At 57.5% G+C, this 25,366-nt stretch carries 26 protein-coding genes and 1 riboswitch; of the genes, 16 read left to right on the forward strand and 10 right to left on the reverse strand.

Annotation, left to right across the window (positions count from 1 at the left end; translation table 11 throughout):
- Positions 1 to 24: 24 nt before the first annotated feature.
- Together ABR39_RS11300 and ybiJ are read left to right on the forward strand one after the other, a co-directional pair.
- Positions 25 to 291 carry a DksA/TraR family C4-type zinc finger protein gene (locus tag ABR39_RS11300; protein ID WP_047347012.1) on the forward strand — a complete coding sequence of 89 codons (267 nt, stop codon included), beginning with the start codon at positions 25 to 27 and terminating at the stop codon, positions 289 to 291.
- Positions 292 to 576: 285 nt separating this feature from the next.
- Positions 577 to 837: a DUF1471 family protein YbiJ gene (ybiJ, locus tag ABR39_RS11305; RefSeq protein WP_047347013.1), complete on the forward strand. Its 261-nt coding sequence runs from the start codon at positions 577 to 579 to the stop codon at positions 835 to 837.
- Positions 838 to 954: 117 nt separating this feature from the next.
- Here the strand turns inward: ybiJ and ybiB are convergent, their stop codons facing one another.
- Positions 955 to 1,917: a DNA-binding protein YbiB gene (ybiB, locus tag ABR39_RS11310; protein ID WP_047347014.1), complete on the reverse strand. Its 963-nt coding sequence runs from the start codon at positions 1,915 to 1,917 to the stop codon at positions 955 to 957.
- Positions 1,918 to 2,137: 220 nt separating this feature from the next.
- Between ybiB and ABR39_RS11315 the strand changes: the two genes are divergently transcribed.
- The 5 genes from ABR39_RS11315 (at position 2,138) to ABR39_RS11335 (ending at position 7,489) form a co-directional block, all read left to right on the forward strand.
- On the forward strand, positions 2,138 to 2,671 hold the full coding sequence (locus ABR39_RS11315) for a fimbrial protein (RefSeq protein WP_047347015.1): 534 nt from the start codon (positions 2,138 to 2,140) through the stop codon (positions 2,669 to 2,671).
- 61 nt (positions 2,672 to 2,732) lie between these two features.
- The gene (locus ABR39_RS11320) at positions 2,733 to 3,407 is read left to right on the forward strand and encodes a fimbrial biogenesis chaperone (RefSeq protein ID WP_047347016.1); all 675 of its coding nucleotides are present in this window, start codon (positions 2,733 to 2,735) and stop codon (positions 3,405 to 3,407) included.
- 74 nt (positions 3,408 to 3,481) lie between these two features.
- Complete coding sequence (locus ABR39_RS11325) at positions 3,482 to 5,971, forward strand: fimbria/pilus outer membrane usher protein (RefSeq protein WP_047347381.1); 2,490 nt, start codon at positions 3,482 to 3,484, stop codon at positions 5,969 to 5,971.
- A 17-nt stretch (positions 5,972 to 5,988) separates the two neighbouring features.
- Positions 5,989 to 6,978 carry a fimbrial protein gene (locus tag ABR39_RS11330; protein WP_047347382.1) on the forward strand — a complete coding sequence of 330 codons (990 nt, stop codon included), beginning with the start codon at positions 5,989 to 5,991 and terminating at the stop codon, positions 6,976 to 6,978.
- Between the two features lie 10 nt (positions 6,979 to 6,988).
- Positions 6,989 to 7,489 (forward strand): fimbrial protein, encoded by a 501-nt coding sequence (locus ABR39_RS11335; RefSeq protein ID WP_082132645.1) that lies wholly within the window; start codon positions 6,989 to 6,991, stop codon positions 7,487 to 7,489.
- Here ABR39_RS11335 and dinG read toward each other — a convergent pair.
- Positions 7,476 to 9,653 (reverse strand): ATP-dependent DNA helicase DinG, encoded by a 2,178-nt coding sequence (gene dinG / locus ABR39_RS11340; RefSeq protein ID WP_047347018.1) that lies wholly within the window; start codon positions 9,651 to 9,653, stop codon positions 7,476 to 7,478. The genes ABR39_RS11335 and dinG overlap by 14 nt on opposite strands.
- Before the next feature lie 96 nt (positions 9,654 to 9,749).
- On the reverse strand, positions 9,750 to 11,129 hold the full coding sequence (gene rhlE, locus ABR39_RS11345) for an ATP-dependent RNA helicase RhlE (RefSeq protein WP_047347019.1): 1,380 nt from the start codon (positions 11,127 to 11,129) through the stop codon (positions 9,750 to 9,752).
- Positions 11,130 to 11,334: 205 nt separating this feature from the next.
- Between rhlE and cecR the strand changes: the two genes are divergently transcribed.
- From cecR to ABR39_RS11370, 5 genes are read left to right on the forward strand one after another with little or no spacing between them, the layout of a single operon-like run.
- Positions 11,335 to 12,012, forward strand: a complete 678-nt coding sequence (gene cecR, locus ABR39_RS11350) for a transcriptional regulator CecR (protein WP_047347020.1) — start codon at positions 11,335 to 11,337, stop codon at positions 12,010 to 12,012.
- The gene (gene hlyD, locus ABR39_RS11355) at positions 12,009 to 13,004 is read left to right on the forward strand and encodes a secretion protein HlyD (protein WP_047347021.1); all 996 of its coding nucleotides are present in this window, start codon (positions 12,009 to 12,011) and stop codon (positions 13,002 to 13,004) included. Before cecR ends, hlyD begins: the two co-directional genes overlap by 4 nt.
- Positions 12,997 to 14,736, forward strand: coding sequence for an ATP-binding cassette domain-containing protein (locus tag ABR39_RS11360; protein ID WP_047347022.1), 1,740 nt, complete (start codon positions 12,997 to 12,999; stop codon positions 14,734 to 14,736). Before hlyD ends, ABR39_RS11360 begins: the two co-directional genes overlap by 8 nt.
- Positions 14,726 to 15,859 (forward strand): ABC transporter permease, encoded by a 1,134-nt coding sequence (locus tag ABR39_RS11365; protein ID WP_047347023.1) that lies wholly within the window; start codon positions 14,726 to 14,728, stop codon positions 15,857 to 15,859. The genes ABR39_RS11360 and ABR39_RS11365 overlap by 11 nt, the downstream gene beginning before the upstream one ends.
- A 9-nt stretch (positions 15,860 to 15,868) precedes the next feature.
- Positions 15,869 to 16,975 (forward strand): ABC transporter permease, encoded by a 1,107-nt coding sequence (locus tag ABR39_RS11370; RefSeq protein ID WP_042715003.1) that lies wholly within the window; start codon positions 15,869 to 15,871, stop codon positions 16,973 to 16,975.
- On the opposite strand, the gene ABR39_RS11375 is transcribed toward ABR39_RS11370, so the two are convergent.
- Positions 16,937 to 17,347 carry a YbhQ family protein gene (locus ABR39_RS11375; RefSeq protein ID WP_014883088.1) on the reverse strand — a complete coding sequence of 137 codons (411 nt, stop codon included), beginning with the start codon at positions 17,345 to 17,347 and terminating at the stop codon, positions 16,937 to 16,939. The two genes, ABR39_RS11370 and ABR39_RS11375, sit on opposite strands and share 39 nt — an antisense overlap.
- A gap of 133 nt (positions 17,348 to 17,480) precedes the next feature.
- Between ABR39_RS11375 and ABR39_RS11380 the strand changes: the two genes are divergently transcribed.
- The 3 genes from ABR39_RS11380 to ABR39_RS11390 are packed head-to-tail and all read left to right on the forward strand — an operon-like array spanning position 17,481 to position 20,439.
- A complete protein-coding gene (locus ABR39_RS11380; RefSeq protein ID WP_047347024.1) occupies positions 17,481 to 18,242 on the forward strand; it encodes an endonuclease/exonuclease/phosphatase family protein in 762 nt (253 codons plus the stop codon).
- Positions 18,239 to 19,477 carry a cardiolipin synthase ClsB gene (clsB, locus tag ABR39_RS11385; RefSeq protein WP_047347025.1) on the forward strand — a complete coding sequence of 413 codons (1,239 nt, stop codon included), beginning with the start codon at positions 18,239 to 18,241 and terminating at the stop codon, positions 19,475 to 19,477. Before ABR39_RS11380 ends, clsB begins: the two co-directional genes overlap by 4 nt.
- Positions 19,477 to 20,439 carry a lysylphosphatidylglycerol synthase domain-containing protein gene (locus ABR39_RS11390; RefSeq protein WP_047347026.1) on the forward strand — a complete coding sequence of 321 codons (963 nt, stop codon included), beginning with the start codon at positions 19,477 to 19,479 and terminating at the stop codon, positions 20,437 to 20,439. Before clsB ends, ABR39_RS11390 begins: the two co-directional genes overlap by 1 nt.
- Before the next feature lie 125 nt (positions 20,440 to 20,564).
- On the opposite strand, the gene ABR39_RS11395 is transcribed toward ABR39_RS11390, so the two are convergent.
- The 6 genes from ABR39_RS11395 to moaA all read right to left on the reverse strand — a co-directional run bounded on the left by ABR39_RS11395 (position 20,565) and on the right by moaA (position 24,044).
- Positions 20,565 to 21,272, reverse strand: coding sequence for a Bax inhibitor-1/YccA family protein (locus ABR39_RS11395; protein WP_047347027.1), 708 nt, complete (start codon positions 21,270 to 21,272; stop codon positions 20,565 to 20,567).
- A gap of 64 nt (positions 21,273 to 21,336) precedes the next feature.
- Positions 21,337 to 21,789: a molybdopterin synthase catalytic subunit MoaE gene (gene moaE / locus ABR39_RS11400; RefSeq protein WP_047347028.1), complete on the reverse strand. Its 453-nt coding sequence runs from the start codon at positions 21,787 to 21,789 to the stop codon at positions 21,337 to 21,339.
- A gap of 1 nt (position 21,790) precedes the next feature.
- Positions 21,791 to 22,036 carry a molybdopterin synthase sulfur carrier subunit gene (gene moaD, locus ABR39_RS11405; protein WP_047347029.1) on the reverse strand — a complete coding sequence of 82 codons (246 nt, stop codon included), beginning with the start codon at positions 22,034 to 22,036 and terminating at the stop codon, positions 21,791 to 21,793.
- Positions 22,029 to 22,514 carry a cyclic pyranopterin monophosphate synthase MoaC gene (gene moaC / locus ABR39_RS11410; RefSeq protein ID WP_047347030.1) on the reverse strand — a complete coding sequence of 162 codons (486 nt, stop codon included), beginning with the start codon at positions 22,512 to 22,514 and terminating at the stop codon, positions 22,029 to 22,031. Before moaC ends, moaD begins: the two co-directional genes overlap by 8 nt.
- Positions 22,515 to 22,517: 3 nt before the next feature.
- Entirely contained in the window at positions 22,518 to 23,030 is a 513-nt protein-coding gene (gene moaB, locus ABR39_RS11415; protein ID WP_047347031.1) for a molybdenum cofactor biosynthesis protein B, read from the reverse strand.
- A 24-nt stretch (positions 23,031 to 23,054) separates the two neighbouring features.
- Positions 23,055 to 24,044: a GTP 3',8-cyclase MoaA gene (gene moaA / locus ABR39_RS11420; RefSeq protein WP_048339041.1), complete on the reverse strand. Its 990-nt coding sequence runs from the start codon at positions 24,042 to 24,044 to the stop codon at positions 23,055 to 23,057.
- Positions 24,032 to 24,166, reverse strand: a riboswitch (molybdenum cofactor riboswitch). Its footprint overlaps the gene before it by 13 nt.
- A gap of 226 nt (positions 24,167 to 24,392) precedes the next feature.
- On the opposite strand from moaA, the gene yvcK reads away from it, so the two are divergent.
- Positions 24,393 to 25,301 carry a uridine diphosphate-N-acetylglucosamine-binding protein YvcK gene (yvcK, locus tag ABR39_RS11425; RefSeq protein WP_047347033.1) on the forward strand — a complete coding sequence of 303 codons (909 nt, stop codon included), beginning with the start codon at positions 24,393 to 24,395 and terminating at the stop codon, positions 25,299 to 25,301.
- Positions 25,302 to 25,366 lie beyond the last annotated feature (65 nt).

Below are 25,366 nucleotides of genomic sequence, written 5' to 3' on the forward strand. Positions count from 1 at the left end.
CTTAAACAGGTGATGGAGGACATCATGGCTTCCGGTTGGGCAAATGACGACGCCGTTAACGAGCAGATCAACAGTACGATTGAAGATGCGGTTGCACGCGCTCGCGGTGAAATTCCGCGCGGGGAAAGCTTATCTGAATGCGAAGAATGTGGGGAACCCATTCCCGAGGCGCGCCGTAAAGCCATACCTGGCGTACGGCTTTGCATTGGCTGCCAGCAGGATAAAGATTCAAAAAATTCATCCCACTCAGGATATAATCGCAGAGGTTCGAAAGACAGCCAGCTACGTTGACTTTCCTTTACGTAAGCTAACCGCGTAACCGCGTTGCTTTACGCTCACGAATTTTAGCCAGACGCGTGGCAAAACGTGCCGTTCATGTCACTTCTGTAAAGCGCATCAACAAGAAGTGTAAAGCGCTGCTCTGAATTTATTAATATTCAATAAGTTATTTGTCATTCAATTTTTTTGAGCAACCACGTCAATTCTCTTCGATTTTATCTTCCGCGGAAAACCGTGATACTTATCACATCGACGGAACATCGTCCCCTTAACAGAATAACCTGCGAGAGATTAACTATGAAAACCATCAAATATGCTGTTGCTGCTGTTGCCCTGTCCGCTCTGTCTTTCGGCGCTTTCGCTGCGGAGCCTGTTTCATCTGCTCAGGCGCAAAATATGAATAAAATCGGTGTGGTAAGTGCAGAAGGCGCGACCACGCTGGACGGTCTGGAAGCCAAACTGGCTGAGAAAGCCGCTGCTGCCGGTGCAAGCGGATACAGCATCACCTCCGCGAACACCAATAACAAGCTGAGCGGTACTGCGGTTATCTACAAATAATCGACTGAATGAATGCTATACCCTCGCCATACCCTCTGGTGAGCTGCTCCAACCCTCATTGACCCTGTTGTTGTTACCCTTGCTTGCCCGTCCGCCACTGGACGGGCTTTTTTTTACTTAAAAAGCGTCATTAACGCGTTTCAGCCCGGCTTCGACCGAGTCAGCTTCGCCTGTGGCGAGCAAGCAACAGGCCATCTGGAGCTTGATCGAATGCGGAACAGGTACATTCCCGGCAAGGCACTGCTCAATCCAGTGTGCCGTAGTATGCGGATCTTTCGCCTCGGGCAATATCACACCGGTATTCTCTTCCCCACGCTCAAGAATGGCGCGCGTGCCAGCAGAATCAATCAGCATCACCTGGGGGCAGCGCTGCGGGTTAGCATAAACCTCGCCTTCCGTGCCGTGCATCAGCAATGCTCTGCCGCCAATGTCGTCAAAAAATTGCCCCACGCGCGCCACGTATTCCGGGTGCGAAACGCTGGAAAGGCGCAGGGCGTTATCTTCGCCAAACGGCGTCGCCAGCTTCGCCAGGGTATGCGCGCTGTTACGCACGCCCATGCGCCAGCGCATATCGAGCTGCTTTTCCAGCGGCGGGCAAAGTGTTCCCACCGGGATGTAAACCGGTTGATGGCCATCCAGCTTCGCCTGCGCCTGGCCGGCATGCCGCGTTGGCTCAACGCCTACCATGCCGAAAATCGTCTCCGTCAGCACGCGCGTGGGATCTTCGCTTACGCCGTGCACCACCACCGGGAACCCCAGCTTGTGTAATAAGATAGCGAGGAGCGGGGTCAAATTCGCCTGCTTACGCGCGCCGTTATAGCTAGGGATAACGATCGGCATCGGTTTTGCCACCGGCGGCGTTAAGCGCAGCGTTTGCGCCTGCATGGCTTCATAGAAGCCGCGCATCTCCGCTTCACCTTCACCTTTAATACGTAGCGCAATAAGGATCCCACCCATTTCCAGATCGGGCACATCACCGTTCAGCATATGGGTGTACAGGGCACGGGCCGTTTCCTGATCCAGGTCACGGGCGTGGTTCTTTCCTCGCCCCACCTCTTTGATAATTTTACGATAATCCACGACATCTCTCCTTGCGGCTCTTTGCCGTTACTATAGCCCTGATAAATGCCTGCCGGGTAATCATTTTCCTCTCCCGGAAGCCTGCGAAGACGCTTTGAGGATAAAAGTGGTCTGAAGATAAATTGAGCGAAAAATAATTCTCAGCGATAGTTCACACCGAATTAATCAGCCACGTGATGATTAATGTCAGAAGTGTCACACTTTCATTCAGAGGATTAAAATGAAAAAATTTATTATTGCGGGCATCGCTGCCGGGATGGCGTGTGCTTCGGTTTCTGCATTTGCATCCAGTGGTGAAGGGCAAATTAATTTCACAGGTGAAATTATTGACTCTGCATGCACGGTCGTAAATGGTTTAAGTAACCCACTTAATGTTTCATTAGGTAAGGTTGCTAAATCTGCATTTGCCGGAAGTGGTTCGACGACGTCGACGACCCGCTTTAGTATTCAGCTTAAAGATTGTCCTGAAACGGTCACCAGTGCATCCGTGACGTTCGGCGGGACACCTGACAGTAACAATAAGGATATCCTTGCTGTTACTTCTGGCACAGGTGCTGCGTCGGGTGTAGGTGTTCAGCTGCTGGATAAAACCCAAAACCCACTGAGTTTATATACTGCTTCTGCAGATTATACGCTCACGCCGGGAGCCACAACGAACGACCTGGAGTTTGGTGCACGCTATATTCAGACCGGAGGCACAATTACTGCCGGGCTGGCGAATGCCGCATCAACCTTCACCATCGTTTACAACTAATAAAACAGATATTAGCTACCCCAGTGGCTAATATCTGTTACTTCTTGATTACGGTATCTCAATGCGTAAATATCTTCTGCTCTCCTCATTTTTATTAATCACCTCTGCCGCTCACGCCGGAATTACTATCGGCGGCACGCGCGTGGTATACCCGGAAAATAAAAAAGAGTCGTCTATTGGGATCGCCAACCCGGATAACCTCGACTACCTGGTGCAGTCGTGGGTAGAAACAGAAGACAACGCACGCGAGAAAGCCCCATTCCTGATTACGCCACCTCTGTTCCGCCTTGATGCGAAGCAGGACAACGTTCTGCGCATCATCAGAACCGGGGGGAATTTACCTGCCGATCGTGAATCGCTGTTCTGGTTGAATATTAAATCTATTCCCTCTTCCGCGCGCAATGAAAACACGAACACGCTGCAGATCGCGATTAAAACTCGAATTAAACTCCTCTATCGCCCGGCGAGTATTACCGGTAAGCCAGAAGATGCCACCACGCAATTAACCTGGCACACGCAGGGTAACCAGCTCATTGTCGAAAACCCTACGCCGTTTTATATGAACTTCCAGGAGATAAAGCTGGACGGTAAAAAGGTCGACAAAGCCACCTACGCCAAACCCAAAGCCGAAACCCACTTTTCCGTTCCGGGGAATATTACCGCGCGCTCTGTGAGCTGGAAAATCATTAATGACTACGGCGGCATCAGCCAGTCATATACCGCGCAAATTAAATAATCATCCAGGGATTACTGGAAAACATTATGAGCTGGGAATATACGACCGAACCGCCTAAACAACATGGACGCTCAATGCTTATTGCATTGGGATGTACCCTGCTGGGCGTTTGCGTGCAAAAAGTTCTGGCCGAAGATTATTTCAACCCGGCGCTGCTGGATATCGACAACCCCGGTCAGGGGAAAACGGATCTGAGTATTTATGAGATAGGCCCCGGTCAGGCGCCGGGGAAATATCACGTCGACGTCTTCGTTAACAATAATAAAGTGGCAAGTAAAGAGATTGAATTTACGCTGAAAAAAGATGCCAGCGGGAAATCAACCCTGCAGCCGTGCCTGAGCGCGGCCCAGCTAAAAAGCTTCGGTATTAAAATCGACAAATTTGTGCAGGATGACAAGGCCCAGTGTGTTGACCTGAGCGTTATCCCTTCCGCCAGCGCCACGTTTCACGTTAATCCGCAGCAGCTGCTGTTAAGCATTCCTCAGACCGCCATCACCCAGGTGCCGCGCGATTACGTCGACCCGCAGGAGTACGACGAAGGGATAAATGCCCTGCTGCTGAATTACAGCTTCACCGCCGGGGACAACCACGGCAAAGGTGAAAACGGTACCGACCAGCGCAGTGAGTTTCTTAACCTGCGTCCGGGGCTTAACCTCGGGGCGTGGCGCTTGCGTAACTACTCCACCTGGAGCAAAACCAGCGGTGACGCGGAAAGTGAGTTTTCGTCGGTCTATACCTATGCCCAGCGCGATATTATCGCCCTCGGCAGCAACGTCAAATTCGGGCAAAGCTCTTCACCTTCGGACGTGTTTGACAGCATCTCTTACACCGGAGCGCAGATCGCTTCGGATGACGACATGCTCCCTGACAGCATGAAGGGTTTTGCACCGGTGATCCGCGGAACGGCGCACAGCAACGCCCAGGTTATCGTCCGCCAGAACGGTTACGTCATTTACCAGAACTATGTCGCCCCCGGCGCGTTTGAGATTAACGATCTCTACCCCACCGGCGGCAGCGGCGATTTGAACGTCACCGTTAAAGAGACGGATGGCAGCGAACAACATTTCGTGGTGCCCTACGCGTCGGTGCCGGTCTTGCAGCGTGAAGGCCGCTTTAAATACAGCCTTACCGCAGGTCGCTATCGCAGCTACGACAGCGACGTCGAAAAAACGCCTTTCATGCAGGGTACGGCAATCTACGGGTTGCCTTACGGCTTTACGGCCTACGGCGGCGTGCAGGCCAGCCAGTACTACGATGCGCTGGCGCTGGGGTTCGGTAAGAACATCGGCGATTTTGGCGCGTTCTCGGTGGACCTTACCGACGCGAAATCGGAGATGCAGGACCAGGATCCGACTCACGGCCGCTCCTGGCGCATCCGCTACAGCAAAGATTTTGCTACCACCGGCACCCATTTTTCCATGGCTGGCTATCGCTATAACAGCAAGGGATTTTACACCCTGCAGGACACCCTGGATTCCCATACCCGCAATGACGACTGGGAAACGCCGGACACCCGACGCAGCCGCGAAGAGGCCACTATCGATCAGTCTCTGGGCGGTTCGTTCGGTTCGCTGACCTTAAGCCTGGTCAAAGAGAGCTACTGGAACTCAAACCAGGGAATGACCTCAATGAACCTGGGTTACAACAACTCGTGGCACGGCATCAGCTACGGCCTGAGCTACGGCCTGGATAAAAACACCCGTGACGGCAGCGACGACGACAACGAAAAAACCAGCGAGCAGACCATCGCCTTCAACGTCTCCGTTCCTCTTGACCACTGGCTCAGCAACACCTGGGTGAACTACAACCTGAACAGCACGAAACACGATACGACCCAAAGCGTGGGCCTAAACGGCACCGCGCTGGCTGGCAATAACCTCAGCCGGGGCGTTCAGCAGGGCCACAGCCAAAGCAGCGGCAACAGCACCAGCCTGAATGCCGATTACAAAGGTACCTACGGTGAAGTGAACGCGGGTTATTCACAGGATAACCAGCAGCAGCAGCTCAACGTCGGCCTTCAGGGGAGCATGATCGCCCATGCGCACGGCGTTACGCTGGGTCAGCCGATGGGCGAGACGGCCGCGCTGGTCGAAGCGCCGGGTGCGGACGGCACGAACATCAGCAATCAGACCGGCGTGAATACCGACTTCCGCGGCTATGCCATTGTGCCTTACGTGTCGCCGTATCGTCATAACACCCTTGCGCTCAACACGGAAACGCTGCCGGGAAATGCGGACGTCGATCAGGCAGCCAAAACCGTGACGCCAACGCGCGGCGCCATCGTGCGCGCCCACTATGAAACGCACGTTGGCAGCCGGGTATTAATGACGCTGAAACGCGCTGACGGACGCGCAATCCCGTTCGGCGCGACGGCATCTCAGGCCCATCAGGACGGCGAGTTTATCGTGGGCGATGGCGGGCAGGTTTATCTGACCGGCATGCATGAAAAAGGGACGGTTGACGTCAGCTGGGGGAAAACCGCCGACAGCCACTGCACCGCTGCCTACCACCTGCCGGCAAAAGACGATAGTGCAGTCCTTAACGTCACGGCGCAGTGCGTATGACCCTTTCCGAGGAAAAAATGAACATGTTTAAATATGCCTTTGCGCTGGTTGTCTTCCTCACAAGCGCGTGTCTGATACCGCATGCTCAGGCGGCGACAACCTGTGACAGCACCAATCTGCCCTATACCCTTGATGCCGGTACGCTTTCCGTACCCACGACCCTCGATATCGGCAGCGTCATCCCAGGCTCGGCAAAGACACATACCATCAACGGCAGCTGTTCCGGAACGATTTCTAGTCATACCATTATTTCCTGCTACTACGGAACGGGAACGGAAGTTTCAGGCATGCCGGGCGTTTACTCCACTGATGTGGACGGCGTAGGGATTCAACTCCTGAACAGTAACGGGCAGATCGTTCGCGGAAAGGGTTATTCATGCGACACCACCGCTACGCCCATGGGAACAGTCAGCAGCGACAGCGGACAGACGTTTTCTTTCAGCTATACCGAACGGCTAATCAAAACGGCGACACACATCGGGAGCGGAACGATTTCAAGTGCGCAAGATCCCTTTGGATTTGGTGCTTTTCAGTCTGTCGGTATTTCTGGCGATCGAAATAACAGCCGCTACTCCGCCACGGTTGCGGAAAGAACAGCCACCTGCTCCATTGACCCGCTGAATCTGACGGTCACACTCGGCGATTTCCCGGTTTCGCAATTTACCCATGTGGGCAGCTATACGGCCTGGAAGAATTTCAGTCTCACCGCCACCTGTACGGAAGCGGTGAATCTTACGGCCTCCGTGACCAGCGCGAACGGTGTTAACAGCCAATACGACGATGTGCTCAATCTCACTCCCGGCAGCGACAGCGCCACGGGCGTTGGCGTACGCATGCTGCTGGACGGTGTCGATCTCAAATATAACTTCCCTATCCCGGTCGGTGGAAGAACCGAACCCAACGTACCGGACAATATTCCCTTCGCGGTGCAGTATTACCAGACGGATGCCACCGTCACGGCGGGAAAAGCCAACACGATTGCCACCATCGATATGGAATATCAGTAACGGAGCCATGATGAAAATTTATCCCCTCCTGCTCGTCCTGGCGAGCCTCTCTGCGGGCGCGACCGACGTTACGCTCAATATCGAAGGGAATATTTACGACACCACCTGCCAGGTAGACAGCGCCAGCCAGAATATGGTGGTGGATCTCGGACAGGCCACGTCCAGTGATTTCAAGACTATCGGTGATACCGGCCCGTGGAAAAATTTCGATTTAAAGCTCACGAACTGCCCGCCCACGCTGACGGTGGCCACCATCTCCGTTGACGGCCCGCGTGATACGGCTCACCCCTTTAAATTTGCCAATAGCGGCACCGCTAAAGGGGTGGCACTGGAGCTGGCAGATCGTCTGGATTATATCGTGCTTGCCCCCGAAGCCCGATTCAGCGTGGTGATTGATGCCGGTACCCACACCGCTGATTTTCCGATGGCTGCACGCTATTACGCTACCGCCATGCCCGTGACTGCCGGCACGTTCAGCAGCGTTGTCCAGGCCACCTTTACTTACCAGTAGGACCGCGCCCCTTAGCACGGATGCTTTTTTTACGCCCGGCGGCCGGTTTTGCCGGGCGTTTTTTCACTTCGGGCACCTCTGGCTGTTCAATCGGGAATACCGGTAACGCGTTCAGCAGCCGCTGACCGTAGTTCTTCGTCAGCAGGCGCTTGTCGTAAATCACAATCTCGCCCCAGCAGCCGTGGCTACGAATCAGACGCCCGACCTGCTGGATCAGGTTAAACGACGCCGCCGGCAGGCTTTGCACCTCAAACGGATAGCGGTTGAGGCTTTTCAGCCACTCCCCTTCGGTGATCACCACCGGACTGTCGATAGGCGGGAAGGCGATTTTATGAATATGCACCTGCGTCAGATAGTCGCCCTTCAGATCCAGACCTTCGGCGAACGACTGTAACCCCACCAGCACGCTGCGCTCGCCGTTATCGATCCGCTTGCGGTGCGTTTCCACCAGCCGGTAGCGCGGCTGATCGCCCTGTACCAGCAGAAGCAGTCGCAGATCGGTTACGTGCTCCAGGAAGCGCTGCATGGCGCGTCCGCTGGCAAACAGCACCAGCATGCCGGGGTATTTTTTGCTCTCGACCTGTTCGCGGAAGTAGGCCGCCATCTCCGCAATGTGCTGCTCTTCGTTGTCGATAAGCGGCTCAAACGTCATGCGGGGAATCACCAGCTTGCCCTGCTCGCAGTGGTTAAACGGCGAGTCCAGCGCCACAAAGCGGTCGCCCGCTTTCTCTCTCAGGCCGCTCATCTCCTGCAGCCGCGAGAAGCTGTTAAGGGAACGCAGGGTCGCAGAGGTGACCACCACGTGCGGCACGCTGCGCCAGATCAGCTTCTCCAGCTGGTCGGCCACGCGGATGCCCACGCAGTGGAAAAAGAGATGGACCTGCCCGTCGCGCACGTCGCGGGTGGCCCATTTGGTGACCGGCGCGCCGGACGCCTGCGCCATCGAGGCCAGCCGCCAGAGCTTGCTCTGCGCTTCAAACATCCCCAGCGCGCGGTTCATCTGCAGCAGAATACGGTGCAGACGCACCACGTCATGCGATCCGGTTTTCTCGCTGAGATCGTTTAAGAACATCTCCGCCAGCCCGCGCAGCTTTTCCAGATGCTTCGCCAGCTGCTGGCAGATCTCCATCACCTCTTCCGGCAGTTCTCCCATCGCGAAGCGGTGTTCCGCCTCCTGGGTGGCCGGCAGATAAAGATTCAGGATGTTGTTCAGCGACGAGATAAGGCTATAGACCTCTTCGCAGTGGTCGCTCAGCCGCTCGTGCACCGCCAGCGGCGGCGTGGTTTTCGGGCGGAACTGCTCCATGCAGGTCGCCACCAGCTTGCAGAAGAGATCCAGCTGCAGGCGGAACCAGGGAGCGGTAATTTCGGCGCTCATCTCCAGCGCGTCACGCGCCACGTCCGGCAAATGGTGGCCTTCGTCGAGCACCAGCAGCAGGTTTTTGGGCTCCGGCAAGACGGCTTCGCTCTCCAGGGCGGCCATCACCAGCGCATGGTTGGCAACCACCACTTCCGCTTCCTGAATCTCGCGCCGGGCGACAAAGAACGGGCACTCCCGGTAGTAGTGGCAGTTGCGGTTCAGACAGCTCGCTTTATCGGTGCTGAGCCTGCGCCAAAGGTCGTCGCTAATGGCCTGACTGGTGTGATCGCGCAGGCCGTCCCACTTATAGCCGTCGAGCTCGGCTTTGAGCTTTGCACACTGCTCCTGCTCGGCCTTGTTGTTCGGCGTCAGTTCGTCGTCAAGAAACGCCAGCAAATCTTGCTGATTGGGCTCACTGCTGGCGAGCGCCGCCAGGTTGCGCGGACACACGTAGCGCCCACGCCCAAACGCGGCGGTGAAACGCAGGTCGGGAATGATTTTGCGCAGCAGCGGCAGATCCTTGCTGAAGATCTGGTCCTGTAGCGCCACGTTGGCGGTGCTGACCACCAGCGTTTTTTGCTCTTCCCGCGCGATGGCAATGCCCGGGATAAGATACGAGAGGGTTTTCCCGACGCCCGTCGGGGCTTCAATCGCCAGATGTCGTCCATCGTCCCCGGCGAGCGTTTTTGCCACGTCAGCAATCATCTGCCGCTGTGGTGCTCGGGGGATAAAATCGGGGATCTGCTGCTGTAGCGCCTTGTACCATGCGCCAATTTGCGCTTTGAGCGCCGCGGTTAACGCCATCTTAAACCTGGAATACTGTATAAACAGCCACTATTGTGGCACTTTCTGTTGGCTGCCGCAAAAAGAAAAGCCCGGCTTTACGACCGGGCTTCCAGATTACTGCGGGTTAGCAGGTTTACGCGGGCGGCGTCGGCGCTGCCCTTCCCCTGCCGGTTTGCCTTCGCCGCTGCGCCATGGGTTTTCGCCGGCGGGTTTGGCATCGCTGTTGCGACGCGGAGGTTTGCCCGATGACTTCGGCGCACCGCCTTCGGCACGACGCGGCTGCTGACCGCGACCGCCGCCGCCCTGACCGCGACCACCCTGACGACCATTCTGAATCGGCTCCGCCTTAATGGACGGATCCACTTCATAGCCCGGGGTTTCGATACGCGGAATCTCTTTTTTCAGCAGGCGTTCGATATCGCGCAGCAGCTTGTGCTCATCCACGCACACCAGCGAGAGCGCTTCACCGGTTGCCGCCGCGCGGCCGGTACGGCCAATACGGTGCACGTAGTCTTCCGGGACGTTTGGCAGCTCGTAGTTCACCACGTGCGGCAGCTCTTCAATATCGAGGCCACGGGCGGCGATGTCGGTCGCCACCAGCACGCGGATGTCGCCAGACTTGAAGTCCGCCAGCGCACGGGTACGCGCGCCCTGGCTCTTGTTGCCGTGGATCGCCGCGCTGCGGATGCCGTCTTTGTTCAGCTGCTCCGCCAGATGGTTAGCGCCGTGCTTGGTGCGGGTAAAGACCAGCACCTGCTGCCAGTTGCCCTGACCGATCATCTGGGAGAGCAGTTCCCGCTTGCGCTTTTTATCCACAAAGTGAACGTGCTGCGTCACCTGCTCGGAGGCGGTGTTGCGACGCGCCACTTCCACTTCCAGCGGGTTATGCAGCAGCTTTTCCGCCAGCGCCTTGATCTCGTCGGAGAAGGTTGCGGAGAAGAGCAGGTTCTGACGACGCGACGGCAGTTTAGCCAGCACGCGGCGAATGTCGTGAATAAAGCCCATGTCGAGCATGCGGTCGGCTTCGTCCAGCACCAGAATTTCAACCTGGTCCAGCTTAACCGCGTTCTGATGCTCCAGATCCAGCAGGCGACCCGGAGTAGCAACCAAAACGTCGACGCCGCTGCGCAGCTTCATCATCTGCGGGTTAATGCTGACCCCGCCGAAGACCACCAGCGAGCGAATGTTGAGATAGCGGCTGTACTCACGCACGTTCTCACCAATCTGGGCTGCCAGCTCGCGGGTTGGGGTAAGGATCAGGGCACGAACCGGACGACGGCCTTTGGCGTGCGGCTGGTTTTTTACCAGCAGTTCCAGCAGCGGCAGGGTAAAACCGGCGGTTTTGCCGGTACCGGTCTGGGCGCTCGCCATCAGGTCACGGCCCTGCAGAACGGCAGGAATAGCCTGCTGCTGGATTGGGGTTGGCTCAACGTAGCCCTGCTCTGCGATCGCGCGCAGAATTTCCGGGTTCAGGCCAAGGGAATCAAAAGACATAAAAACTCCGAACCGCCCCGACCATCACAGGTGTAGTTTTCAGGGAGATATAACGAATAGGGGAGGACAAAAACCACAATGTCGCGAAGGGGCGGAGTGTAGCAGCTTTTGTGACGTGGCGCATAAAATATCCCTCAGTTCCCTCGACGAGGGCATGAATCAGGCATAGTCTTAATCAATCGATTGATTAATTTTTAATGCCGCTATGAATACGACCCCGACGACATCAAAAGGTGAACAGGCCAAAAGCCAGCTTATTGCCGCCGCGCTGGCGCAGTTTGGCGAGTACGGACTGCATGCGACCACGCGGGATATCGCGGCGCAGGCCGGGCAGAACATTGCGGCCATCACCTACTATTTTGGCTCAAAAGAGGATTTATATCTCGCCTGCGCCGAGTGGATCGCCGATTTTATCGGCACGCAGTTTCGCCCGCACGTTGAAGAAGCCACCGAGTTGCTCAGCCAGCCGTCGCCCGATCGCGAGGCCGTTCGGCAGCTTATTCTCAAGGCCTGCCACAATATGATCCGCCTGCTGACGCATGACGATACGCTCAACCTGAGCAAGTTTATCTCCCGCGAGCAGCTCTCCCCCACTGCCGCCTACCAGCTGGTACACGATCGGGTGATAGACCCGATGCATACCCACCTGACCCGGCTGATCGCCGCCTGTACCGGGCTGGATGCCAACGATACCGAAACAGTTTTGCATACCCACGCCCTGCTGGGTGAAATCCTGGCCTTCCGCCTGGGCCGGGAAACCATCCTGTTACGCACCGGCTGGACACAATTTGATGAGGATAAAGCCGCGCAGATTAGCCAGGTCATCACCTGTCATCTCGATCTGATCCTGCAAGGCTTAACGCAAAGGAGCCTGAAGTCATGAAAAAACCTGTCGCCATCATTCTGGTGGTTGTTGTTTTACTTGCTGCTGGAGTCGGTGGCTGGCTGTGGTATCAAAGCCATCAGGACCGGGGCCTGACCCTGTACGGTAACGTTGATATTCGCACGGTGAACATGAGCTTCCGCGTCGGCGGGCGTCTCGCCTCGCTGAACGTTGACGAAGGTGATGCCATTAAGACGGGGCAGACGCTGGGAATGCTGGACAAAGCCCCCTTTGAAAATGCGCTGCAGCAGGCCAAAGCCGGCGTCTCCGTTGCCCAGGCACAGTATGATCTGATGCTGGCTGGCTATCGCGACGAAGAGGTTGCCCAGGCCGCCGCCGCGGTCAAACAGGCGCAGGCGGCCTATGACTACGCGCAGAACTTCTATGCCCGCCAGCAGGGGCTGTGGAAAAGCCGCACCATTTCCGCTAACGATCTGGAGAATGCCCGTTCATCGCGCGATCAGGCCCAGGCGACGCTGAAATCCGCTCAGGACAAGCTGAGCCAGTACCGCACCGGTAACCGCCCGCAGGATATTGCCCAGGCCAAAGCCAGCCTTGAACAGGCGCAGGCGCAGCTGGCCCAGGCGGAACTGGACCTGCACGACACCACCTTAATCGCCCCGTCTGACGGCACGCTGATGACCCGCGCCGTTGAGCCGGGCAGCATGCTCAGCGCGGGCAGCACCGTCTTAACGCTCTCCCTGACCCGCCCGGTGTGGGTACGCGCTTACATTGACGAGCCGAATCTCGGCCAGATGCAGCCGGGTCGCGAGCTGTTGCTCTATACCGACGGCCGCCCGGACAAGCCGTATCACGGTAAAGTGGGCTTTGTCTCTCCGACGGCCGAATTCACGCCAAAAACCGTTGAAACACCGGACCTGCGTACCGACCTGGTGTATCGCCTGCGCATCATCGTGACCGATGCGGACGACGCGCTGCGTCAGGGCATGCCTGTCACCGTAACAGTCAACGACGGGGAACGACATGAATGACGCGGTTATTCAGCTCAACAATCTGGTTAAACGCTTTAAGGGGATGGATAAGCCCGCGGTAGCCCCGCTGAACTGCACCATCCAGAAAGGCTATGTCACCGGGCTGGTCGGCCCGGACGGGGCGGGCAAAACCACGCTGATGCGCATGCTGGCCGGTCTGCTGAAGCCGGATGAAGGATCGGCCCGCGTGCTCGGGCTTGACCCGATCGCGGATGACGGTGCGCTCCACGCCATGCTCGGCTATATGCCGCAGAAGTTTGGCCTGTATGAAGATCTGACGGTAATGGAAAACCTGAATCTGTATGCCGATCTGCGCAGCGTCACCGGCGAAACCCGACAAAAGACCTTCGCGCGTCTGCTGGAGTTTACCTCCCTCGGCCCGTTCACCGACCGGCTGGCGGGCAAGCTCTCCGGCGGGATGAAGCAGAAGCTGGGGCTGGCCTGTACGCTGGTCGGCGAGCCGAAGGTCCTGCTGCTGGATGAGCCCGGCGTCGGCGTAGACCCGATTTCGCGCCGTGAATTGTGGCAGATGGTGCACGAGCTGGCGGGCGACGGGATGCTGATCCTCTGGAGCACCTCCTACCTCGACGAAGCCGAGCAGTGCCGGGACGTGCTGCTGATGAACGAAGGCGAACTGCTCTATCAGGGCGAGCCGACAACGCTGACGCAAAGCATGGCCGGGCGCAGTTTCCTGCTGCATAGCCCGCAGGAATCCAACCGCAGGCTGCTGCAGCGGGTGCTGAAACTGCCGCAGGTCAGTGACGGGATGATTCAGGGCCGCTCGGTGCGGGTGATCCTCAAAAAAGAGGCCACCGTCGACGATATTCGCCGTGCGCCGGGCATGCCTGAGATCGAGATGGAAGAGACGGCGCCGCGTTTTGAAGATGCGTTTATCGACCTGCTGGGCGGCGCGGGCACGTCGGAGTCCCCCCTCGGCGCCATCCTGCACACGGTGGAAGGTACGCCCGGGGAAACGGTGATCGAAGCCAAATCCCTGACCAAGAAGTTCGGGGATTTCGCCGCCACCGACAACGTCAATTTTGCGGTAAAGCGCGGCGAGATTTTCGGCCTGCTCGGGCCGAACGGCGCGGGAAAATCCACCACCTTTAAGATGATGTGTGGCCTGCTGGTCCCCACCTCCGGCAAGGCGCTGGTGCTGGATATGGATCTCAAGGTCAGCTCCGGTAAGGCGCGCCAGCATCTGGGCTATATGGCGCAGAAGTTCTCCCTGTACGGCAACCTGACCGTCGAGCAGAATCTGCGCTTTTTCTCCGGCGTGTACGGCCTGCGCGGGCGTGCGCAGAGCGAAAAAATCCGCCGCATGAGCGACGCCTTTGGGTTAACCAGCATTGCCTCCCACGCCACCGACGAACTGCCGCTCGGCTTTAAGCAGCGGCTGGCGCTGGCCTGCTCGCTGATGCACGAGCCCGATATTCTTTTTCTGGATGAACCCACCTCTGGCGTGGATCCACTCACCCGCCGCGAGTTCTGGCTGCATATCAACAGCATGGTGGAAAAAGGCGTGACCGTGATGGTCACCACGCACTTTATGGACGAGGCGGAGTACTGCGACCGCATCGGGCTGGTGTACCGCGGCAAGCTGATTGCCCACGGAACCCCGGACGACCTGAAAGAGCAGGCCGCCGACGATGAGGTTCCGGACCCGACCATGGAGCAGGCCTTTATCACCCTCATCCACGACTGGGATAAGGAGAACGCCCATGCGCAATAAGGCGATTTCGTGGCGCAGGGTACGCGCGCTGTGTATCAAAGAGACGCGTCAGATCGTGCGTGACCCCAGCAGCTGGCTGATTGCGGTGGTGATCCCCCTGCTGCTGCTGTTTATTTTCGGTTACGGGATCAACCTCGACTCCAGCAAGCTGCGGGTTGGGATATTGCTGGAGCAGCAGAGCGAAGAGGCGCTGGACTTCACCCACGCCATGACCGGCTCGCCCTACATCGACGCCACCATCAGCGATAACCGGCAGGAGTTGATCCAGAAAATGCAGGCCGGGAAAATTCGCGGGCTGGTGGTGATCCCGGTGGATTTCGCCGCCAATATGGCGCGTGCCGGAGCCGATGCCCCGATCCAGGTCATTACCGACGGCAGCGAGCCGAACACGGCGAACTTCGTGCAGGGCTACGCGGAGGGGATCTGGCAACTGTGGCAGATGCAGCGGGCGGAAGATCGGGGCGAAGAATTTAAACCGCTGATCGACGTGCAGACGCGCTACTGGTTTAACCCGGCCGCCATCAGCCAGCACTTTATCATTCCGGGCGCGGTGACCATCATCATGACGGTCATTGGCGCGATACTGACCTCGCTGGTGATCGCCCGAGAGTGGGAGCGCGGCACCATGGAGGCCCTGCTTTCAACCGAAGTGACGCGCGTCGAGCTGCTGCTGTGCAAGCTTATTCCCTACTACTTTCTCGGCATGCTGGCGATGCTGCTCTGTATGCTGGTGTCAGTTTTTATCCTCGGCGTGCCGTACCGCGGTTCGCTGGTCGTGCTGTTCTTTATCACCAGCCTGTTTTTACTCAGCACGCTGGGCATGGGGCTGCTCATCTCCACCATCACCCGCAACCAGTTTAACGCCGCGCAGGTGGCCCTCAACGCCGCCTTTTTACCGTCGATTATGCTGTCCGGGTTTATCTTCCAGATAGACAGCATGCCTGCCGCGATCCGCGCCGTGACCTATGTTATTCCGGCCCGCTACTTTGTGAGCACGCTGCAAAGCCTGTTCCTGGCGGGGAATATTCCGGTAGTGCTGCTTATCAACACCCTGTTTTTGATGGCGTCGGCGGTGATGTTTATTGGGTTGACGTGGATGAAAACCAAACGGCGTCTGGATTAAGGAGCGAACATGTTTCACCGTTTATGGACGTTAATACGCAAAGAGCTGCAATCCCTGCTGCGCGAGCCGCAGACGCGCGCCATTCTGGTCTTGCCGGTGCTGATCCAGGTTTTACTGTTCCCGTTTGCCGCCACGCTGGAGGTGACCAACGCCACCATTGCCATTTACAACGAAGACAACGGCAAACATTCCGTCGAGCTGACGCAGCGCTTTGCCCGTGCGAAGGCCTTTACCCACATCCTGCTGCTGAAAAGCCCGCAGGCGATCCAGCCCACCATCGACACGCAAAAAGCGCTGCTGCTGGTGCGTTTCCCGGCGGATTTTTCCCGCAATCTGGACACCTTCCAGACCGCGCCGATGCAGCTTATCCTCGACGGGCGTAACTCCAACAGCGCCCAGATAGCGGCCAACTATCTGCAGCAGGTGGTGAAGGATTACCAGCAGGAGCTGATGGAGGGCAAACCGAAGCCCAACAACAGCGAGCTGGTGGTGCGTAACTGGTACAACCCGAACCTGGACTACAAATGGTTTGTGGTACCGTCGCTGATCGCCATGATCACCACCATCGGGGTGATGATCGTGACCTCCCTGTCCGTCGCCCGCGAGCGCGAACAAGGCACGCTGGATCAGCTGCTGGTTTCCCCGCTCGCCACCTGGCAAATCTTCGTCGGCAAAGCGGTGCCGGCGCTGATTGTCGCCACCTTCCAGGCCACCATCGTGCTGGGAGTAGGTATTTGGGCCTACCAGATCCCGTTTGCCGGTTCGCTGGCGCTGTTTTACTTCACGATGGTGATTTACGGGCTGTCGCTGGTGGGGTTTGGGCTGCTGATCTCGGCGCTTTGCTCGACGCAGCAGCAGGCGTTTATTGGGGTTTTCGTCTTTATGATGCCCGCGATCCTGCTCTCGGGGTATGTCTCGCCGGTTGAGAATATGCCGGTGTGGCTACAGGATCTGACGTGGGTAAATCCCATTCGGCACTTTACGGACATCACCAAGCAAATCTATCTGAAGGATGCGAGTCTGGATATTGTCTGGGGAAGTTTGTGGCCGCTACTGGTCATTGCGGCCACGACGGGCTCAGTGGCGTACGCGATGTTTAGACGCAACATTGCGTAGCTTTTTCTCTTTGGTCAGCAATGAGACCACCGCTGGCCCTGCAAGGATAGCCAGACCGGCCAGGGCCAGCAGCAGGTTGTTTTGCAGCACCCGCGACAGCAGCCAAAGCACAATCATCGCGGCACCAAAGTACCAGGTGGTGGTGAGCTCTTCGAGCACGTCACCCACCTCGCGCCAGCGCGCTTCATGGTGACGCTGTAAGAACAGCATCGACAGCACGGTGACGCCATAAAGGACGCATAGCCCCAGGCCAACACGCACCAGCGTGCCGCTCATCCAGCCCATCACCAGTACGGCCACGACCAGTAAATGCAACATTATCTGCCAGCAACTCAGGCCAGTTGCGACACGAACACGTTGTTGCCACTTCATGGCTTCTCTCCTGAAGGATTTTTCTCTGCTTAATCAGACTACCGCACTTTACGGAAAATTCCGTAACGCCGCATCTTTTTGTGACGCCGACTACACTTTATTTTCATTGGGATAGTCACTCAGGAAGGAGCTTATGACGAAAAAAATGCAGCATTTCTCGCTTAAGGTGCTGACGATAAACATTCATAAAGGCTTCACAGCATTTAACCGCCGCTTCATTTTACCGGAGCTGCGCGACGCGGTGCGCACCGTCAGCGCGGATATTGTCTGCCTGCAGGAAGTGATGGGCGCACATGAAGTGCATCCGCTCCACTTTGAGAACTGGCCCGACACGCCGCACTATGAATTTCTGGCCGACACCATGTGGAGTGATTACGCCTACGGCCGCAACGCGGTCTATCCGGAAGGGCATCATGGCAACGCGGTGCTGTCCCGTTACCCGATTGAATATTACGAAAATCGCGACGTCTCCGTCGGGGAGAGCGAAAAACGCGGGCTGCTTTACTGCCGCATTACGCCGCCCGATCTTGCCCTTCCCATCCATGTCGGCTGCGTTCATCTAGGCCTTCGCGAAGCCCATCGTCAGGCGCAGCTGAACATGCTGGCCGAATGGGCCAATGCGCTTCCCGAAGGTGAACCGGTGGTGGTGGCTGGCGATTTCAACGACTGGCGACAGCGGGCAAACCATCCGCTGAAGGTGGATGCCGGACTGGAGGAAATTTTCACCCGGGCGAACGGCAGGCCTGCGCGCACCTTCCCGGTCCGTTTCCCGCTGCTTCGGCTTGACCGGATCTACGTGAAGAATGCCCACGCCAGCAGCCCGACCGCCCTGGCGCTTCTCAACTGGCGGCATCTTTCCGACCATGCCCCGCTCAGCGCGGAGATCCACTTATGAAATGTTCCTGGCAGGAAGGCAACCGGATCACGCTGCTGGTCAACGGGGATGAGTACTACCCGGCCGTATTTAAAGCGATTGATAACGCTCAGCAGAAGGTGATCCTCGAAACCTTTATCTGGTTCGAAGACAACGTCGGCAAGCAGCTGCACAGCGTGCTGCTGCGCGCCGCCCGGCGCGGCGTCAAAATTGAAGTGCTGCTTGATGGCTATGGTTCGCCGGACCTTAGCGATGCGTTCGTCAATGAACTGACCGCCGCGGGCGTGGTGTTCCGCTACTACGATCCCGGCCCTCGCCTGCTCGGCATGCGTACCAACCTTTTCCGCCGGATGCACCGCAAAATTGTGGTGGTGGATGAGACGGTGGCGTTTGTCGGCGGCATTAACTACTCCGCTGAACATATGTCCGACTACGGCCCGGAAGCGAAGCAGGATTACGCCATTCGCATTGAAGGCCCGGTGGTGCAGGACATCTTACTGTTTGAGCTGGAGAACCTGCCGGGTAAAGAGGCCGTTCGCCGCTGGTGGAAACGCCGCCATCGCCCGGAAGAGAACCGGAAGCCCGGCGAAGCGCAGGCGCTTTTCGTCTGGCGGGATAACGGCGAGCACCGGGACGACATTGAACGTCATTATCTTAAGATGCTCGCCAACGCGAAGCGCGAGGTCATCATCGCCAACGCCTACTTTTTCCCGGGCTATCGCCTGCTGCATGCCATGCGCAATGCGGCCCGGCGCGGCGTGCGCGTGAAGCTGATTGTGCAGGGCGAGCCGGATATGCCTATCGTCAAAGTCGGGGCGCGGCTGCTGTATAACTACCTCGTGAAGGGCGGCGTGCAGATTTACGAATATCGCCGTCGGCCGCTGCACGGCAAGGTCGCGCTGATGGACGATCACTGGGCCACCGTGGGCTCCAGCAACCTCGATCCGCTGAGCTTATCCCTCAACCTTGAAGCCAACCTGATCATTCACGATCGCCAGTTTAATCAGACCCTGCGGGATAACCTGCAGGCGCTGATCGTCAATGACTGCGTGCGCGTTGATGAATCGATGGTTCCCAAACGCACCTGGTGGAACCTCGGCATCAGCGTGGTGGTGTTCCACTTCCTGCGTCATTTCCCGGCGATGGTCGGCTGGCTGCCGGCGCACACGCCGAAGCTGGCGCAGGTGGACCCGCCGGTACAGCCCGAAATGGAAACCCAGGACCGTATTGAAGCGGAAGACGGAGGCAAGCCCTGATGTCGAAATCACATCCGCGCTGGCGGCTGGCAAAAAAGATCCTGACCTGGCTGTTTTTCATCGCCGTCGCGGTTCTGCTGGTGGTCTACGCGCAGAAGGTTGACTGGGAAGAGGTGTGGAAAGTTATCCGCAACTATAACCGGATGGTGCTGCTGGGCGCGACAGGGCTGGTTATCGTGAGCTATCTGATGTACGGCTGCTACGACCTGCTTGGCCGCGCCTACTGCGGCCACAAGCTGGCCAAGCGTCAGGTGATGCTGGTGTCGTTTATTTGCTATGCCTTCAACCTGACGCTCAGCACCTGGGTCGGGGGGATTGGCATGCGCTATCGTCTTTACTCGCGCCTGGGGCTGCCTGGCGGGACGATTACGCGCATTTTTTCCCTGAGCATCACCACCAACTGGCTGGGCTATATTCTGCTTGGCGGGGTGATCTTCACCATCGGCGTGGTACAGCTGCCGGCGCACTGGTATATCGACGAAACCACGCTGCGCATACTGGGCATCGTGCTGCTGCTGATTATCGCCGTGTATCTCTGGGCCTGCGCGTTTGCAAAGCGCCGCCATATGACCATCAAGGGGCAAAAGCTGGTATTGCCGTCGTGGAAGTTCGCGGTGCTGCAGATGGCCGTGTCCAGCGCCAACTGGATGGCGATGGGGGCGATTATCTGGCTGCTCATTGGTGAAGACGTGAATTACTTCTTCGTGCTGGGCGTGCTGCTGGTGAGCAGTATTGCCGGGGTGATCGTGCATATTCCGGCGGGGATCGGCGTGCTGGAGGCGGTCTTTATCGCCCTGCTGGCCGGGGAGCACGTTTCTCAGGGCGCCATCATCGCTGCCCTGCTCGCCTACCGCATGCTGTATTACTTCCTGCCGCTGGCGCTGGCAACGGTCTGTTATCTGGTGCTGGAGAGTCGGGCGAAGAAGCTGCGGGCGAAGAATGAGAAGGCGATGGCCAAATAATTTTAGTCGGGTAGCCCTGCGGTCTGGTGCCCTCACCCCTGCCCTCTCCCACAGGGAGAGGGAGGAAAGACCGCACTGTGCAATCCCCTCTCCCTGAGGGAGAGGGTTAGGGTGAGGGGAAATAACTAGCGACGGTTGCCTAAAATCCGCAGCAGCATCAGGAACAGGTTGATGAAGTCCAGATACAGCGTCAACGCCCCCAGGATCGCGTATTTGCGCAGGTTTGAACTGTCGCGTACGTCAATCTGCTCGCCGATGTTTTTCAGCTTCTGGGTGTCATACGCCGTCAGCCCAACGAAGATCACCACCCCGATGTAGGTCACGGCCCACATCAGCGCTTCGCTCTTCAGCCACAGGTTCACCAGCGACGCCAGCACAATCCCGATCAGCCCCATAAACAGCATGCTGCCGAAGCCGCTCAGATCGCGCTTCGTGGTGTAGCCGTAGAGGCTCATCGCGCCGAACATCCCGCCGGCCACCACGAAGGTGCTAGCGATGGAAGAGTAAGTGTAAACGATGAAAATGCTGGAAAGCGTCAGCCCCGTCAGCGCCGAATAGAGCATAAACAGGGTTGTTGCCATTCCGGCACTCAGCTTTTGCACCAGACCCGAAAGCACAAACACCAGCGCCAGCTGTGCGATAATCAGCCCAAAGAAGGTGATTTTGCTGGAGAAGATAAACATCATCAGTTCAGGCGTATTCGCTGCATACCACGCGATAAACGCGGTAAGCAGCAGGCCAACCGTCATCCAGCCATAGACCTGAGCCATATACGTCTGCAGCCCGCTACGGGTCTGCTGTACTATCGAATCGGAACGCGGAAATCGGTCCATGATTCACTCCTGATTAAGATTAAGTAGACACACACGTTAAGAGTAACACATCCACGTAAACCGACTACCAACGGCTGGCGGCCTGTTTATCGCTGTCGCGGGATTCAACCCACCGGTCGCCTTCCGGCGTGGCTTCCCGCTTCCAGAACGGCGCTTTGGTTTTGAGGTAATCCATAATGAACTCCCCTGCCGCAAAGGCGCTGCTGCGGTGTGCGCTGGTCACCCCGACGAAGACAATCTCCTCGCCGGGCCACATCTCGCCGATGCGGTGAATCACGGTGACGCGCCCGAGCGGCCAGCGGCCTCGCGCCGCTTCTACGATCTCAGCCAGCGATTTCTCCGTCATGCCCGGATAGTGCTCCAGCGTTAGCGCCTTCACGCTGTCGCCGAGGTTGTGGTTGCGCACCTTACCGGTGAAGGTCACGACCGCGCCATCTTCGTCACGCTCCGCCAGCCAGCTGTATTCTGTACCGACGCTGAAACGCTCGGGACCTACCAGAATTCGGGTCTCAGCCACCTTAGCCCCCCGTTACCGGTGGGAAGAAGGCCACTTCATCCCCTGCCTTCAGCGGATGCGTGAATTCAACCAGCGTCTGGTTAACGGCGGCCAGCAGCTTGCCTTCGTCCAGCGCCAGCGCCCAGCGGTCGCCTTGCGCAGCAAGGTGCGCGCGCAGAGCGGCAACGTCTTCAAATGGCGCGTCCAGCGTTAGGCTGTCGGTGTTGACCAGCTCGCGCACCTGCGCAAAAAAGAGAACCTTAATCATGGCTGTCCACCTTAAAATCACCGGATTTGCCGCCGCTTTTTGCCAGCAGGCGAACCGGGCCAATCACCATATCTTTCTGCACCGCTTTGCACATGTCGTAGATGGTCAGTGCCGCAACAGACGCTGCCGTCAGGGCCTCCATCTCCACGCCGGTTTTGCCGGTTAAGCGGCAGAGTGATTCAATGCGCACGCGGCTGTGCTCCGGCTGCGCCTGCAGGTTCACTTCCACTTTACTCAGCATCAGCGGGTGGCACAGCGGGATGAGATCCCAGGTGCGCTTGGCGGCCTGAATGCCCGCGATGCGCGCGGTAGCAAACACGTCACCCTTGTGGTGACTGCCGTCGATAATCATCGCCAGCGTGCCCGGCAGCATAGTGACGAACGCTTCGGCGCGCGCCTCGCGCACCGTTTCCGCTTTGGCGGAAACGTCCACCATATGCGCTTCGCCAGCGGCGTTAATGTGGGTCAGTTGTGACATAGCTTATTTCTTTAAATGGGGATGGAAATTACACGGACGGGTACGGGCATCCAGCTGCGGGGCAATAATATTGTCCCATGCGGTGCGGCAGGCCTTCGTCGAGCCGGGCATGGCGAAAATCAGGGTGTTGTTTGCCACACCGGCCACCGCGCGCGACTGCAGCGTGGAGGTACCAATCTCTTCAAAGGAGAGCATACGGAACACTTCACCGAAGCCTTCCACTTCGCGATCGAACAGCGGGAGCAGCGCTTCGGGCGCCTGGTCGCCTGCGGTAAAGCCGGTGCCGCCGGTAATCAACACGACCTGCACCTCATCACTGGCGATCCACTGCGATACCTGCGCGCGAATGGCATAGCGGTTTTCTTTGACGATCGCTTTATCGACAACCTGATGCCCCGCGTCATGGGCCGCCTCGCGCAGCCAGTGGCCGGAGGTATCATCCTCTTCGCCACGGCGGTCGGAAACGGTAAGAATGGCAATGCGTGTCGGGATAAATTCCGCGCTGACCTGACTCATCTTATGATTCCCTCTTAAGCCTGATTACCCGCCAATGTAAGACAGGTTTTGAGTAATGCCGGTGTTGCCCTGATGCAGGAAGTGGGTCTGTTTTTTGTGCGTCAGAGCCTCTGAGATACGCGCTTCAAGCGCGCTCTGCTGGGCATCATCTTCCAGCAGATCGCGCAGCTCGACGCCGCCATCGCCGAACAGGCATAAATGCAGTTTGCCCACGGAGGAGACGCGAAGACGGTTGCAGCTGGCGCAGAAGTCTTTCTCATAGGGCATGATCAGCCCGATTTCCCCGTCGTAGTCCGGGTGGCAGAAGACCTGCGCCGGGCCGTCGCTGCGCTGGCGAATCTGATGGATCCAGCCGCGTCTCAGCAGCTCGTCGCGTAGCACCATGCCGGAGATATGATGGCGGCGGAACAGCTCGCTCCCCTCGCCCGTCTCCATCAGCTCAATAAAGCGCAGTTGAATGGGGCGAGATTTGATCCACGCCAGGAAGGTGTCCAGCTGATGGTGGTTGACGTCGCGCATCAGCACCGTGTTGACTTTGACCTTCTCGAACCCGGCGCTAAACGCCGCGTCGATGCCGTCCATCACCTGGCGGAATTTATCCTGACCGGTAATGGCGTGAAACTGGCGGGCATCCAGGCTGTCCACGCTGACGTTGATGGCGGTCAGGCCAGCATCACGCCAGGCGGCCACGTCGCGGGCCATACGGTATCCGTTGGTGGTTACCGCAATCTGACGAATGCGTTCGTTTTCACGCACGGCGGCAATGATGTCGGGAAAATCGCGGCGCAGCGAAGGTTCTCCGCCGGTCAGACGCACTTTTTCGGTGCCGAGCTCAGAGAAGGCGCGCGTGACGCGGCGCACTTCATCCACGGAGAGAAAGCCGTTATTGGTGACGCTGCCCGGTTTGTAGCCGTCGGGCAGGCAGTAGGTGCAACGGAAGTTGCACACGTCGGTAATCGACAGACGTAAGTAATAAAACTTACGCGCGAAAGCATCAGTAAGTTGTGAAGCCATGTACACCTTTCCAGATATGGGAGGCACAGTCATTTCTTTCTGTACCCTGGTGGCATATTCGCCACGGCCAGAGCGCCATATCTTTCGACACAGGCACAAAGGCTAGAGTGTATGTTTTCAAATTTGAAAACGTGGTTATGGCGATAGTAGCGCGTAAATCCACTCTTCGCTATTCTCGCTTAACGCTATATAAACAAATACATAACGACATAATTGTGTATTTTCACTACAGAATACGCAAAAACAGCATCTTCGCATTGATATGCGTCATTTTGCGTCCGGTGAGGCATCGTCTTTTAGGGGTAGTTAGGGTAGTGTTACGCAGATTGAACGTGATAAGGAATGTGTATGCGCAATCGCACTTTTGCGGATCTTGACCGTGTGGTCGCACTCGGCGGAGGCCACGGTCTGGGCCGGGTGATGTCCTCTTTGTCTTCACTCGGCTCAAGGCTGACAGGGATCGTGACAACAACGGATAACGGCGGCTCTACGGGCCGCATCCGACGTGCAGAAGGGGGTATCGCCTGGGGCGATATGCGCAACTGTCTGAACCAGCTGATTACCGAACCGAGCGTTGCATCAGCAATGTTTGAGTACCGTTTCGGCGGTAATGGAGAACTTTCCGGGCATAACCTCGGAAATTTAATGCTTAAAGCTCTGGATCACCTGAGCGTGCGCCCGCTGGAAGCCATCAATTTGATACGAAATCTGCTGAAAGTGGATGCGTTTCTGATCCCGATGTCTGAGCAGCCGGTCGATCTGATGGCCATCGACGCGGAAGGCCATGAAGTTTACGGCGAGGTGAATATCGATCAGCTCATTGTGCCGCCGAAAGAGCTGATGACCTACCCAGCCGTCCCCGCCACGCGCGAAGCGGTTGAGGCCATTGCTGAAGCGGATGTGATCCTGATCGGTCCGGGCAGTTTTTACACCAGCCTGATGCCCATTTTGCTGGTGAAAGAGCTGGCCCAGGCGCTGCGCCGCACCCCTGCCCCGATGGTCTACATCGGTAACCTGGGGCGCGAACTGAGCCCGGCAGCCGCAAGCCTGTCGCTGGCGGACAAGCTGAGCCTGATGGAGCAGTACGTCGGGAAGAAAATTATCGACGGCGTGGTGGTGGGACCGAAAGTCGACGTGTCAGGGATTGGCGATCGCCTGGTGGTGCAGGAGCCGCTGGAGGCCAGCGATATTAAATATCGTCATGACCGCCATCTGCTGCGCGACGCGCTGGAGAAGGCGATTCAGGCGCTGGGTTAGGCTCGTTTTGTGCGGCCTGAAGCCCTCACCCCGGCCCTCTCCCACAGGGAGAGGGAGAAAACACG

The sequence above is a fragment of the Enterobacter genomosp. O genome (assembly GCF_001022965.1).
GTDB lineage: Bacteria > Pseudomonadota > Gammaproteobacteria > Enterobacterales > Enterobacteriaceae > Enterobacter > Enterobacter cloacae_L.